Here is a 12,374-nt window from a genome sequence, read left to right on the forward strand (position 1 = left end):
AAATAACCTCCTTTGCCGATTACTTCTTCTTGTTCGCAACAGTCTTACGAGGACCTTTGCGTGTACGAGCGTTGTTTTTTGTATTTTGTCCACGAACCGGTAAGCCGCGACGATGGCGTAATCCGCGGTAGCAGCCGATTTCCATTAAACGCTTAATGTTAAGAGAAACTTCACGGCGAAGATCACCTTCAACTTTTAACTTGTCGATGATATCACGGATTTTATTTAATTCGTCTTCAGTTAAATCACGCACTCTTGTATCTTCAGAAACACCAGCTTCTGCCAAGACTTTTTGTGCTGTATTTTTACCAATACCATAAATGTAAGTTAATGAGATAACTACACGCTTTTCACGTGGAATATCTACACCAGCAATACGTGCCATATTTTAGCGCACCTCCTTCAAAAATTAACCTTGTTTTTGTTTATGTTTAGGGTTTTCACAGATAACCATGACTTTACCGCGTCTACGGATAACTTTGCACTTTTCGCAGATCGGTTTAACAGATGGTCTTACTTTCATTATCCTAACCTCCTTAGTAGTACGGAGTGCAAGCAGATTATTTAAAGCGGTAGGTAATTCTTCCGCGTGTCAAGTCATATGGAGAAAGCTCAACAGTCACTTTGTCACCCGGAAGGATTCGAATGAAGTGCATTCGAATTTTACCAGAAACATGAGCTAGCACAGTATGACCATTTTCTAATTCTACCTTAAACATTGCATTCGGCAAAGTTTCAAGGACTTTACCTTCGATTTCAATTACATCATCTTTGGCCATTAGACACGTCTCCCTTCTCTTTTTCAGATTGTCATTTATTTAAAAACTCTTTAAAAGTGCAAATCAAAGTTCAACCATACGATTATAACATAATGACCTGCATCACGTCTCTTAGTAACAATTAGAAATTTAAATTTCTATGCCAGGCTTTAAGACGCGGTCTATGCTGAAAAATCCAGCGTCACCATGTAAGTTTTGCCAAACACCGTGTCCTGCATACTCACGTACAATGAAAAACGATTTGCATCCAAAAAGTTAGAATCTTATCGGAGATGTTCGAGAGACATTAGCCTGGTTTTACACTTCGTCATTCAATTACTTCCCAAGTAATCGCTCAATGTCAGCAAATACTATATTAATATCTTGCTGGCCATTGATCGTGCGTAAATATCCCTTTGTTTCATAGAAATCCAACAATGGTTGGGATTGTTTAATATTAACATCTAAACGATTTTGCACAGTTTCTGCATTATCATCTGCTCGTTGGTATAGTTCTCCGCCGCAGCGATCGCATTTCCCCTCATGAGCTGGTGGGTTAAACACAAGATGATAAGTAGCGCCACAATCTTTACAAATTCGGCGACCTGTCAAACGCTCCATTAGGATATTCTTGTCAACATCAATGTTAATAACATAATCGATTGACCTGCTAAGTTCAACAAGAAGAGTTTCCAATGCTTCTGCCTGAGGTACTGTTCTAGGAAAGCCATCAAGTAAAAATCCCTTTTGACAGTCTTCTTTACTTAATCGTTCACGAACAATTCCAATTGTTACTTCATCCGGAACAAGCTCGCCTTTGTCCATAAAGGATTTAGCTTTTAATCCTAGTTCTGTTCCTTCTTTCATCGCTGCACGGAACATATCTCCAGTAGAGATATGAGGGATGCCGTATTTTTCAACTATTTTCTCGGCTTGTGTGCCTTTACCAGCACCCGGAAGCCCCATTAATACTAAATTCACACGTATTCCCCCTCGTGCTTTTGTTTGGCTTTAAGGGGACACGGTCCCCAAAACCATTTATTTAATAAAACCTTTATAATGCCGTTTAACTAATTGAGCTTCAAGCTGTTTCATCGTATCAAGGGCAACCCCGACAACGATCAGTAAGCTTGTTCCGCCTATTTGAGCAGATTGCGGAAGATTCGCTACCTTAATAAAGATAACCGGAAGAACCGAAATTGCTGCTAAGAAGAGTGCTCCGACAAAAGTTAAACGATATAGTACACGCGTTAAATATTCTTGTGTGCTTTTTCCAGGACGAATGCCCGGAATATAGCTACTTTGCTTTTGCAGGTTTTCCGCTGCTTGTTCAGGGTTAACTTGAATAAAAGCATAGAAATAAGTAAACGCGATAATTAATGCTGCATAAATGATCATCCCAATTGGATGAGAATAATCAAATATTTTATTAATCCAAATGGTTACGTTGTTTTGCGGAAAGAAAGAAGCAATCGTTCTCGGCGTCACAATAAAGGATATGGCAAAGATAACAGGGATTACTCCCGCTGCGTTAACCTTTAATGGCATATGGGTGGATTGTCCTCCCACTGGATTACGTCCTGCCACAACACGTTTGGCATATTGGATTGGAATTTTGCGATTTGCTTGTTGAATAAAAATAACACCCACAACAATAGCAATGACAGCAATAACAATTAAAATAACGGTAACAATTCGTATAAATAATGCTTCACCAGCATTTTCAAACTGTTGCACAAAAATTTGTTTCACTGTGGTTGGGATCCCGGCAACAATCCCTGCAAAAATAATGATGGAAATTCCATTTCCAACACCTTTTTCAGTTATTTGCTCACCAAGCCACATTAAGAATGAAGTACCGGCAGTTAGAACTACCGCAATTAATAGATACGTACCAATTCCCGGATTTTGAATCAATTGGCCATTTGCAAGGTTATTGAAACCGTAGGACATACCTAATGCTTGGATAAATCCAAGCACAACAGTAAAATAGCGAGTAAACTGAGCAGTTTTCCGGCGTCCAGCTTCTCCCTGCTTAGACCATTCAGTGAATTTTGGAACAACATCCATTTGCAAAAGCTGGATAATAATTGATGCAGTGATATACGGCATAATACCCATTGCAAAGATGGAGAATTGTTTTAATGCTCCACCTCCAAAGGTATTTAAAACACCGAATACACTAAGTTTATCCTGAGCACTAAGCACATCAGCATTTACATTAGGCACAGGAATAAATGTACCTAGACGAAAGATTACTAACATTAAAAGGGTGAATAGAATCTTTCGTCTTATATCACCCACGCGCATAAAATTGGAGATTGTTTGGAACATTAGATCACCTCAGTGCTTCCACCGGCAGCTTCAATTGCTTCTTTGGCCGCAGAGGAGAATTTATGAGCTTTAACAGTCAACTTTTTCTCTACGTTCCCATTAGCAAGAATTTTAATTCCTGCACGTTCGTTCTTAACAACACCTGTTTCGATAAGAAGTTCTGGAGTAACTTCAGTACCTTCTTCAAAGCGATTAAGAGCATCAAGGTTCACAACAGCGTATTCTTTACGATTGATATTTGTAAATCCACGTTTTGGTAAACGACGGAATAATGGTGTCTGACCACCCTCAAATCCTAAGCGAACACCGCCACCGGAACGAGCGTTTTGACCTTTATGACCTTTACCAGCAGTTTTACCTTGACCAGAACCGATACCGCGTCCAAGACGTTTACGTTCTTTACGAGAACCTTCAGCAGGTTTTAAATCATGAAGTTTCATATTGGCACCTCCTTTATGAAAGAAAACAATCAATTATTGTTCTTTTACTGTTACAAGGTGAGCAACTTTGTTAATCATACCGCGAATAGCAGCGTTATCTTGATGCTCAACTGTTTGATTTAATTTGCGTAATCCAAGCGCAGTAACTGTCGCACGTTGGTCTTCAGGGCGACCGATTAGACTACGGTTGAGGGTAATTAATAGTTTCGCCATTTGAATTCCCCCCTTATCCTAACAGTTCTTCTACTGATTTACCACGTAATTTTGCTACGTCCTCAGCACGTTTTAATTGTTTTAAACCTTCTACAGTTGCACGAACCATATTAATTGGTGTATTTGTTCCTAAAGATTTTGAAAGGATATCAGCAACACCAGCTAATTCAAGAACGGCACGAACTGGTCCACCAGCGATAACTCCTGTACCTTCAGAAGCAGGTTTTAAAAGGATTTCGCCAGCACCGAAACGACCAATTACTTGGTGAGGAACAGTAGTTCCAACCATAGGTACTTCGACTAAGTTTTTCTTCGCATCTTCGATAGCTTTACGAATCGCATCCGGTACCTCTTGAGCTTTACCAGTACCGAATCCGACATGACCGTTTTTATCTCCAACTACTACAAGAGCAGTGAAACGGAAACGACGGCCACCTTTAACAACTTTCGCAACACGGTTAACCGTAACCACGCGTTCTTCTAGTTCAAGTTTGTTTGGATCAATACGACGCATCTTTTTGTGTCCCTCCTTTGTCTATTAAAATTGTAAGCCGTTCGCGCGGGCTGCATCAGCTAGCGCTTGAATACGTCCATGATAAAGGTATCCTCCACGGTCAAAGACAACATTCGTAATACCTTTTTCAACTGCACGTTTTGCAACTAATTCTCCGACCTTTTGTGCAGCATCAGCATTGCTTGAAGACTCAAGATTTAATTCTTTATCTAGAGTTGAAGCACTTGCTAAAGTAACTCCATTCATGTCATCGATAATTTGAGCATAAATATGTTTATTAGAACGAAACACATTTAGACGTGGACGAGCTGAAGTTCCGCTAAGTTTCGCACGAACACGAGCATGTCTTTTAAGGCGAACAGCGTTTTTATCAAGCTTCGTAATCATTTACGTCACCCCTTTCGTTTAACAATAAGGCTAGTTATTACTTACCAGTTTTACCTTCTTTACGACGAACGAATTCACCTTCGTAACGAATACCTTTGCCTTTATACGGCTCTGGCGGGCGAACTTGACGAATGTTAGCAGCTAACGCACCAACGCGTTCTTTGTCAGAACCTTTAACAATAACTTTTGTATTAGAAGGAACTTCAATTTCAAGTCCTGTTTCAGGCTCAATTTCAACAGGATGAGAATAACCAACGTTTAAAACAAGCTTGTTACCTTGTTTTTGCGCACGGTATCCAACCCCGATTAATTCTAAACCTCTTTCGAAGCCTTTAGAAACACCTTCAACCATGTTTGCAATAACAGCACGAGTTGTACCATGTAATGCACGGTGTTCCTTCACGTCAGATGGACGAGTGATGTTGATCACATTTTCTTCCACGTTGATTGTAATTTCAGGATTAAAAGAACGAGTCAATTCGCCTTTAGGTCCTTTTACAGTAACGGTATGATTATTTAAAGCAACTGTAACTCCAGCTGGAATTTCAATTGGTTTTTTTCCTACGCGAGACATTTAGTGCACCTCCATTCTTTCAGAAACTCTATTACCAAACGTAAGCTAATACTTCTCCGCCAACTTGTTTTGCACGCGCTTCTTTATCAGTTATAACACCTGATGATGTAGAGACTAGTGCAATACCAAGACCATTTAGTACGCGTGGTACTTCAGTGGATTTAGCGTAAACACGAAGACCAGGCTTGCTTATGCGTTTAAGACCAGTAATAACACGTTCGTTATTTGCACCGTACTTAAGGAAGATACGGATAATACCTTGTTTGTTGTCATCAATAAATTCAACGTCACGTACGAAACCTTCGCGCTTAAGAATTTCAGCGATTTCTTTTTTGATATTAGAAGCAGGTACTTCTAACTTTTCGTGACGTACCATATTCGCATTACGAATGCGAGTAAGCAAATCAGCAATTGGATCTGTCATGACCATTATTTTTACCTCCTTCCAAACCCTATAATTTTACCAGCTGGCTTTTTTAACACCAGGAATTTGTCCTTTGTATGCTAATTCACGGAAACAAATACGGCAAAGCTTAAATTTACGATATACAGAGTGTGGACGTCCGCAACGTTCGCAACGTGTGTACTCTTGTACTTTGTATTTAGGCGCGCGCTTTTGTTTCGCAATCATTGACTTTTTAGCCACGTTTTCGCCTCCCTTATTTAGCGATTACTTTTGGAATGGCATTCCAACTTGAGTTAACAACTCACGAGCTTCTTCATCGGTATTAGCAGTGGTTACGATAACGATATCCATACCACGAACCTTAGTTACTTTATCGTAATCAATTTCTGGGAAGATTAACTGTTCTTTAATACCCAAAGTGTAGTTACCACGACCATCGAATGATTTCTTAGAAACACCACGGAAGTCACGTACACGAGGTAATGATACAGAAACTAATTTGTCCAAGAATTGGTACATGCGCTCTCCGCGAAGAGTAACCTTTGCACCGATTGGCATACCTTCACGAAGGCGGAAACCAGCGATAGATTTTTTCGCACGAGTTACGACTGGCTTTTGACCAGTAATTGTAGCAAGTTCTTCTACAGCATTATCAAGTGCTTTAGCATTTTGAACTGCGTCACCAACACCCATGTTAATAACGATTTTATCAATTTTTGGCACTTGCATTACTGATTCATAATTGAATTTGCTCATTAGAGCAGGAGAAATTTCTTTTGCAAATTTGTCTTTTAGGCGGTTCACTTATTGTACCTCCCTTCTTAATTTAAACTATTTATCTAAAACTTCACCGGATTTTGCTACACGTACTTTTTTGCCATCAACCGTTTTGTAACCTACACGAGTCGGGTTACCAGATTTAGGATCGATAGGCATAACGTTTGATACATGAATTGGAGCCTCTTGGCTGATGATTCCACCTTGTGGATTCACTTGAGAAGGCTTAGTGTGTTTTTTTACGATGTTTACGCCTTCTACAAGCACTCGGGCTTCTTTAGGGTAAGCAGATAGAATAACACCTGTTTTGCCTTTATCCTTACCAGAGATGACTCTTACTTTGTCACCTTTTTTCACATGCATCATTAAGCACCTCCTTAAAGGCATTTGAATTTAAAATTATAATACTTCTGGAGCTAAAGAAACGATTTTCATAAAGTTGTTTTCGCGAAGTTCGCGGGCAACTGGTCCGAAGATACGTGTACCGCGTGGGCTCTTATCATCTTTGATAATTACACATGCGTTTTCGTCGAATTTAATATAGGTACCATCTGTGCGACGTGCACCGCTTTTTGTACGTACAATAACAGCTTTAACCACATCACCTTTTTTAACAACGCCACCTGGTGTTGCTTGTTTTACTGTACATACAATAATATCGCCGATACCAGCAGTTTTACGACCAGAACCACCGAGAACCTTAATAGTAAGTACTTCACGAGCACCAGAGTTGTCAGCAACTTTTAAACGTGATTCTTGTTGAATCATGCGTGTAACCTCCCTTCGGTATGAAGCTTAACCGAACAATTAAATAATAACTGCTTTTTCTACTACTTCTACTAGGCGGAAGCGCTTTGTAGCTGAAAGTGGACGAGTTTCCATGATACGTACGATGTCGCCAACTTTTGCCTGATTTTGCTCATCATGAGCTTTATACTTTTTAGAGTACTTAACGCGTTTACCGTATAATGGATGCTTTTTGTATGTTTCGACTAAAACTGTAACGGTTTTATCCATTTTGTCAGAAACAACGCGTCCAGTGTAAACTTTGCGTTGGTTACGTTCACTCATTATGTGAACCTCCTCTCACTATTACTTGTTTACGCTGATTTCTCTCTCACGAATCACAGTTTTCATGCGAGCAATCGCTTTGCGTACTTCACGGATACGAGCCGTATTTTCAAGTTGTCCTGTCGCCAATTGAAAGCGAAGGTTGAAAAGCTCTTCTTTTAAAGATTTAACTTTTTGTTCAATTTCAGCAGTGGTAAGGTCACGAAGTTCATTAGCTTTCATTTGATTCACCACCAATTTCTTCACGTTTTACAAACTTACATTTTACAGGAAGTTTGTGCATTGCAAGACGAAGAGCTTCACGTGCGATTTCTTCCGAAACGCCAGCGATTTCAAACATAATTTTTCCTGGTTTTACAACAGCTACCCATCCTTCAGGTGCACCTTTACCAGAACCCATCCGCACCTCTAGAGGCTTTGCAGTATAAGGCTTATGTGGGAAAATTTTAATCCAAACTTTACCGCCACGTTTCATGTAACGAGTCATCGCGATACGTGCAGCTTCGATTTGACGGTTTGTAATCCAAGAAGCTTCTAATGCTTGTAGGCCGAATTCACCGAAAGTTACTTCAGTGCCGCCTTTCGCATTTCCACGCATTTTCCCGCGGTGTTGACGGCGATATTTTACGCGTTTTGGCAATAACATATTATTTGCCTCCTTCCTCAGTTTTCTTCTTAGTAGGAAGGACTTCTCCACGATAGATCCATACTTTTACGCCAAGCTTACCATAAGTAGTGTCTGCTTCAGCTGTAGCATAGTCGATGTCGGCGCGAAGCGTATGAAGTGGAACTGTTCCTTCGCTGTAATGTTCTGAACGAGCAATATCTGCACCGCCTAAACGACCGGATACCATTGTTTTAATACCTTTCGCACCAGCACGCATAGCACGTTGAATCGCTTGCTTTTGTGCACGACGGAAAGATACACGGTTTTCTAATTGACGAGCAATATTCTCTGCAACCAATTTCGCATCAATGTCCGCTCTCTTGATTTCAAGAATGTTAATGTGAACACGTTTGCCAGTTAGTTGATTTAATGCTTTACGAAGTGCTTCAACTTCTGTACCGCCTTTACCGATAACCATACCTGGCTTAGCTGTATGAACAGTTACGTTTACACGGTTTGCAGCACGTTCGATTTCTACTTTAGAAACAGAAGCATCTTTTAAACGCTTCGTGATGTATTCACGAACTTTAAGGTCTTCGTGTAAAAGATCAGCAAAGTCTTTGCCTGCGTACCATTTAGATTCCCAATCACGGATGATTCCAATACGCAAACCGACTGGATTTACTTTTTGACCCACTGACTACCCCTCCTTCTTTTCTGATAGAACGATTGTAATATGACTAGTACGTTTGTTAATTTGGCTAGCACGGCCCATAGCGCGAGGACGGAAACGTTTTAAAGTTGGTCCTTCATCAACGAATGCCTGTGCAACTACCAGGTTATTTACGTCCATTTCATAGTTGTGCTCGGCGTTTGCCATAGCAGATTTTAAAACTTTCTCAACGATTGGAGAAGCAGCCTTAGGAGTGAGATTTAAAATCGCCACCGCTTCACCAACTTGCTTACCTCGGATTAAATCGACGACTAAACGTGCTTTACGAGGAGCAATACGAACTGTTCTTGCAACAGCTTTAGCTTGCATTTGGATGGCCTCCTCTCTTAACGTCTTGTTTTCTTATCATCATTACCATGGCCTTTGTAAGCACGAGTTGGAGCAAATTCTCCAAGCTTGTGTCCAACCATGTCTTCAGTTACATATACAGGCACATGTTTACGACCATCATAAACTGCTATAGTGTGTCCGATAAATTGTGGGAAGATCGTAGAACGGCGTGACCAAGTTTTAACAACTTGCTTGCCTTCAGTTTCATTTAACTTTTCGATCTTAACCATTAAATGATCATCAACGAATGGTCCTTTTTTTAAGCTGCGACCCATGAATGAACCTCCCTTCGTGATAGGTCTACGGTTCTTCCTTTGAACCGTAGTTCAATCACGTTATTTTTTACGACGACGAACGATAAATTTGTCCGATTTGTTTTTCTTCTTACGAGTTTTGTATCCAAGAGTTGGTTTACCCCATGGAGACATTGGTGATTTACGTCCGATTGGAGAGCGACCTTCACCACCACCATGTGGGTGATCGTTAGGGTTCATAACAGATCCACGAACAGTTGGGCGTTTGCCTAACCAGCGAGAACGTCCAGCTTTACCAATGTTAATTAGTTCGTGTTGCTCGTTTCCAACTTGACCGATTGATGCACGGCATTCAGAAAGAATCATACGAACTTCACCAGAATTTAAACGTACAAGTACGTATTTACCTTCTTTACCAAGAACTTGTGCGGATGTACCGGCAGCACGTACCAATTGTCCACCTTTTCCTGGTTTCAATTCAATGTTGTGTACAACGGTACCAACAGGGATATTTGCTAATGGAAGTGCATTACCCACTTTAATGTCAGCTTCTGGACCAGACATTACTTCCATACCTACTTGAAGGTTTTTAGGAGCTAAGATATAACGCTTTTCTCCATCCGCATAATTAATTAATGCAATGTTTGCAGAACGGTTTGGATCATACTCGATTGTGGCAACGCGTCCTGGAATGCCATCTTTTGTACGTTTAAAGTCAATTAAACGATATTGACGCTTATGGCCGCCACCTTGATGACGAACAGTTAACTTACCTTGGTTATTACGGCCGCCTTTTCTCTTTAAAGGTGCTAATAGAGATTTCTCTGGTGTGCTAGTTGTGATTTCTGCGAAATCAGAAGTAGTCATACCACGACGACCATTGGAGGTAGGTTTGTACTTTTTAATCGCCATTTTGTTTCCCTCCTCTTCTAGTTAGATTCTTATGCTTCAAAGAATTCGATTTCTTTGCTGTCAGCTGTTAATTTAACAATTGCTTTACGACGTTTATTTGTGTAACCACCGAATTTACCCATACGCTTGAATTTACCTTTGTAGTTCATGATGTTTACTTTTTCAACATCAACGCCAAAGATAGTTACAATAGCATCTTTAACTTGAGTTTTATTTGCTCTAACATCAACTTCAAATGTATATTTCTTTTCAGCCATTAGGTCAGTAGAACGTTCAGTGATAACGGGGCGCTTAATGATATCGCGTGCATCCATTATGCAAGCACCTCCTCTACTTTTTCAACCGCTGCTTTTGTCATGATTAATTTATCATGATTTACAACGTCTAATACGTTGATTCCATCAGCTGTTACAACTGTTACGCCAGGGATGTTACGAGCAGATAATGCTACGTTTTCATCTAGGTCAGCAGTAACGATTAGTGCTTTCTTCTCAACCGAAAGACCGCCTAATACTGATTTGAATTCTTTAGTTTTTGGTGCATCGAAAATCAAACTTTCAAGCACCAAAATATTTTCTTCTACCACTTTAGAAGATAGTGCAGATTTGATCGCTAAGCGACGAACCTTTTTTGGTAGTTTATAGCTATAGCTGCGTGGTGTTGGACCAAATACAATACCACCTCCGCGCCATTGTGGAGAACGGATAGACCCTTGACGAGCACGACCAGTTCCTTTTTGACGCCATGGTTTACGTCCACCACCACGTACTTCAGAACGACCTTTTACTTTATGAGTTCCTTGACGTAAAGAAGCGCGTTGCATGACAATTGCTTCAAATAATACGTGTTGGTTTGGCTCAAGTCCAAATACTGATTCGTTAAGTTCGATTTCACCAACTTGTGATCCAGCTTGGTTTAATAATGCTACTTTAGGCATGCTTTTGTTCCTCCTTTCTTAGAAAGTATTTATGCTTTTACCGCACGTTGAATTTTTAGTAATGATTTTTTAGCTCCTGGAACATTACCTTTGATTAATAGTAAATTGCGTTCAACATCAACTTTTACAATCTCAAGGTTTTGTACAGTAACTTGTTCTCCACCCATACGTCCAGGTAATGCTTTACCTTTGAATACACGGTTTGGAGCAACAGGTCCCATTGAACCAGGACGGCGATGATAACGAGAACCGTGAGCCATTGGGCCGCGAGATTGTCCGTGGCGTTTGATTGAGCCTTGGAAACCTTTACCCTTTGAAATTCCTGTTACATCTACTGATTCGCCTGCAGCGAAAATATCAACTTTGACTTCTTGACCAACTTCATACCCTGCCACATCAACTCCGCGAATTTCGCGAACGAAGCGCTTAGGAGCAGTATTTGCTTTCGCAACATGGCCCTTTTCTGGTTTGTTAGCTAATTTTTCACGTTTGTCTTCGAAACCGATTTGGATTGCTTCATAGCCATCTGTGTCAACAGTTTTCTTTTGAAGAACAACGTTTGCAGCTGCCTCAACAACAGTAACTGGGATTAAATTGCCGTTTTCAACAAATACTTGAGTCATACCAATCTTTCTTCCTAAGATTCCTTTGGTCATTTAGTCACACCTCCTATAATTTTTGATTGTTTATTGTAATTAAAGTTTAATTTCAATATCAACACCAGATGGTAAATCTAAACGCATTAATGAATCAACTGTTTGTGGAGTTGGATTAACGATGTCGATTAGACGCTTATGTGTCCGCATTTCGAATTGCTCACGAGAATCTTTATACTTATGAACCGCACGAAGGATTGTGTAAACAGATTTTTCAGTTGGAAGCGGGATTGGACCCGATACTGCCGCACCTGAACGCTTTGCTGTTTCCACGATTTTTTCTGCAGATTGATCAAGAATTCTGTGATCATACGCTTTTAAACGGATACGAATTTTTTGTTTTGCCATTATTTTCCCTCCTTTATCGCCTATTTTCTAAATAGACATACTCAGTGAAAATTTCCCACACACTCGCCATGGCAAAGCGGCCGGGTGTGTCAGCAACCTTCCACATCATCGCAGTCAAAGACC

At 40.3% G+C, this 12,374-nt stretch carries 26 protein-coding genes; all 26 read right to left on the minus strand.

The features are described 5' to 3' along the window. Window positions 1–19: 19 nt before the first annotated feature. Window positions 20–385, minus strand: a complete 366-nt coding sequence (gene rpsM / locus BIV60_RS11705; RefSeq protein WP_071355923.1) for a 30S ribosomal protein S13 — start codon at window positions 383–385, stop codon at window positions 20–22. 24 nt (window positions 386–409) lie between these two features. Then, window positions 410–523, minus strand: a complete 114-nt coding sequence (gene rpmJ / locus BIV60_RS11710) for a 50S ribosomal protein L36 (protein ID WP_000868344.1) — start codon at window positions 521–523, stop codon at window positions 410–412. A gap of 37 nt (window positions 524–560) precedes the next feature. Further along, window positions 561–779, minus strand: a complete 219-nt coding sequence (gene infA, locus BIV60_RS11715; protein ID WP_034676129.1) for a translation initiation factor IF-1 — start codon at window positions 777–779, stop codon at window positions 561–563. Between the two features lie 315 nt (window positions 780–1,094). Then, window positions 1,095–1,739, minus strand: coding sequence for an adenylate kinase (locus tag BIV60_RS11720; protein WP_071355924.1), 645 nt, complete (start codon window positions 1,737–1,739; stop codon window positions 1,095–1,097). Between the two features lie 57 nt (window positions 1,740–1,796). Then, a complete protein-coding gene (gene secY / locus BIV60_RS11725) occupies window positions 1,797–3,092 on the minus strand; it encodes a preprotein translocase subunit SecY (RefSeq protein ID WP_071355925.1) in 1,296 nt (431 codons plus the stop codon). After that, a complete protein-coding gene (gene rplO / locus BIV60_RS11730) occupies window positions 3,092–3,532 on the minus strand; it encodes a 50S ribosomal protein L15 (protein ID WP_071355926.1) in 441 nt (146 codons plus the stop codon). The genes secY and rplO overlap by 1 nt, the downstream gene beginning before the upstream one ends. 33 nt (window positions 3,533–3,565) lie before the next feature. Further along, a complete protein-coding gene (gene rpmD, locus BIV60_RS11735; RefSeq protein ID WP_026574104.1) occupies window positions 3,566–3,745 on the minus strand; it encodes a 50S ribosomal protein L30 in 180 nt (59 codons plus the stop codon). Between the two features lie 13 nt (window positions 3,746–3,758). Then, window positions 3,759–4,259 carry a 30S ribosomal protein S5 gene (gene rpsE / locus BIV60_RS11740; RefSeq protein ID WP_066094729.1) on the minus strand — a complete coding sequence of 167 codons (501 nt, stop codon included), beginning with the start codon at window positions 4,257–4,259 and terminating at the stop codon, window positions 3,759–3,761. A 24-nt stretch (window positions 4,260–4,283) separates the two neighbouring features. Continuing rightward, window positions 4,284–4,646, minus strand: a complete 363-nt coding sequence (gene rplR, locus BIV60_RS11745) for a 50S ribosomal protein L18 (protein WP_071355927.1) — start codon at window positions 4,644–4,646, stop codon at window positions 4,284–4,286. 37 nt (window positions 4,647–4,683) lie between these two features. Continuing rightward, the gene (gene rplF / locus BIV60_RS11750) at window positions 4,684–5,220 is read right to left on the minus strand and encodes a 50S ribosomal protein L6 (protein ID WP_071355928.1); all 537 of its coding nucleotides are present in this window, start codon (window positions 5,218–5,220) and stop codon (window positions 4,684–4,686) included. 31 nt (window positions 5,221–5,251) lie between these two features. Beyond that, the gene (gene rpsH, locus BIV60_RS11755; RefSeq protein WP_071355929.1) at window positions 5,252–5,650 is read right to left on the minus strand and encodes a 30S ribosomal protein S8; all 399 of its coding nucleotides are present in this window, start codon (window positions 5,648–5,650) and stop codon (window positions 5,252–5,254) included. A gap of 30 nt (window positions 5,651–5,680) precedes the next feature. Further along, window positions 5,681–5,866, minus strand: coding sequence for a type Z 30S ribosomal protein S14 (locus BIV60_RS11760; protein ID WP_071355930.1), 186 nt, complete (start codon window positions 5,864–5,866; stop codon window positions 5,681–5,683). Window positions 5,867–5,890: 24 nt separating this feature from the next. Next, a complete protein-coding gene (gene rplE / locus BIV60_RS11765) occupies window positions 5,891–6,430 on the minus strand; it encodes a 50S ribosomal protein L5 (protein WP_071355931.1) in 540 nt (179 codons plus the stop codon). 27 nt (window positions 6,431–6,457) lie between these two features. Continuing rightward, the gene (gene rplX, locus BIV60_RS11770; protein ID WP_071355951.1) at window positions 6,458–6,766 is read right to left on the minus strand and encodes a 50S ribosomal protein L24; all 309 of its coding nucleotides are present in this window, start codon (window positions 6,764–6,766) and stop codon (window positions 6,458–6,460) included. Between the two features lie 36 nt (window positions 6,767–6,802). Beyond that, window positions 6,803–7,171: a 50S ribosomal protein L14 gene (gene rplN, locus BIV60_RS11775; protein WP_071355932.1), complete on the minus strand. Its 369-nt coding sequence runs from the start codon at window positions 7,169–7,171 to the stop codon at window positions 6,803–6,805. Window positions 7,172–7,210: 39 nt separating this feature from the next. Further along, window positions 7,211–7,474, minus strand: a complete 264-nt coding sequence (gene rpsQ / locus BIV60_RS11780) for a 30S ribosomal protein S17 (RefSeq protein WP_066321295.1) — start codon at window positions 7,472–7,474, stop codon at window positions 7,211–7,213. A gap of 21 nt (window positions 7,475–7,495) precedes the next feature. Then, the gene (rpmC, locus tag BIV60_RS11785) at window positions 7,496–7,696 is read right to left on the minus strand and encodes a 50S ribosomal protein L29 (protein ID WP_026574095.1); all 201 of its coding nucleotides are present in this window, start codon (window positions 7,694–7,696) and stop codon (window positions 7,496–7,498) included. Then, complete coding sequence (gene rplP / locus BIV60_RS11790; RefSeq protein ID WP_071355933.1) at window positions 7,686–8,120, minus strand: 50S ribosomal protein L16; 435 nt, start codon at window positions 8,118–8,120, stop codon at window positions 7,686–7,688. Before rplP ends, rpmC begins: the two co-directional genes overlap by 11 nt. Window position 8,121: 1 nt before the next feature. Continuing rightward, window positions 8,122–8,778 carry a 30S ribosomal protein S3 gene (gene rpsC, locus BIV60_RS11795; protein WP_071355934.1) on the minus strand — a complete coding sequence of 219 codons (657 nt, stop codon included), beginning with the start codon at window positions 8,776–8,778 and terminating at the stop codon, window positions 8,122–8,124. Window positions 8,779–8,781: 3 nt separating this feature from the next. Next, complete coding sequence (gene rplV, locus BIV60_RS11800; RefSeq protein ID WP_042453964.1) at window positions 8,782–9,123, minus strand: 50S ribosomal protein L22; 342 nt, start codon at window positions 9,121–9,123, stop codon at window positions 8,782–8,784. Between the two features lie 17 nt (window positions 9,124–9,140). Then, on the minus strand, window positions 9,141–9,419 hold the full coding sequence (gene rpsS, locus BIV60_RS11805) for a 30S ribosomal protein S19 (protein ID WP_026574091.1): 279 nt from the start codon (window positions 9,417–9,419) through the stop codon (window positions 9,141–9,143). 60 nt (window positions 9,420–9,479) lie between these two features. Further along, window positions 9,480–10,310 (minus strand): 50S ribosomal protein L2, encoded by an 831-nt coding sequence (gene rplB / locus BIV60_RS11810; RefSeq protein ID WP_071355935.1) that lies wholly within the window; start codon window positions 10,308–10,310, stop codon window positions 9,480–9,482. Window positions 10,311–10,339: 29 nt separating this feature from the next. After that, a complete protein-coding gene (gene rplW / locus BIV60_RS11815) occupies window positions 10,340–10,627 on the minus strand; it encodes a 50S ribosomal protein L23 (RefSeq protein WP_177177280.1) in 288 nt (95 codons plus the stop codon). Further along, complete coding sequence (rplD, locus tag BIV60_RS11820; protein ID WP_071355937.1) at window positions 10,624–11,247, minus strand: 50S ribosomal protein L4; 624 nt, start codon at window positions 11,245–11,247, stop codon at window positions 10,624–10,626. The genes rplW and rplD overlap by 4 nt, the downstream gene beginning before the upstream one ends. A gap of 29 nt (window positions 11,248–11,276) precedes the next feature. Continuing rightward, window positions 11,277–11,903: a 50S ribosomal protein L3 gene (rplC, locus tag BIV60_RS11825; RefSeq protein WP_071355938.1), complete on the minus strand. Its 627-nt coding sequence runs from the start codon at window positions 11,901–11,903 to the stop codon at window positions 11,277–11,279. Window positions 11,904–11,942: 39 nt separating this feature from the next. Then, window positions 11,943–12,251 (minus strand): 30S ribosomal protein S10, encoded by a 309-nt coding sequence (gene rpsJ / locus BIV60_RS11830; RefSeq protein ID WP_003354783.1) that lies wholly within the window; start codon window positions 12,249–12,251, stop codon window positions 11,943–11,945. Window positions 12,252–12,374: the final 123 nt, after the last annotated feature.

Source organism: Bacillus sp. MUM 116, assembly GCF_001866655.1.
Lineage (GTDB): Bacteria > Bacillota > Bacilli > Bacillales > Cytobacillaceae > Neobacillus.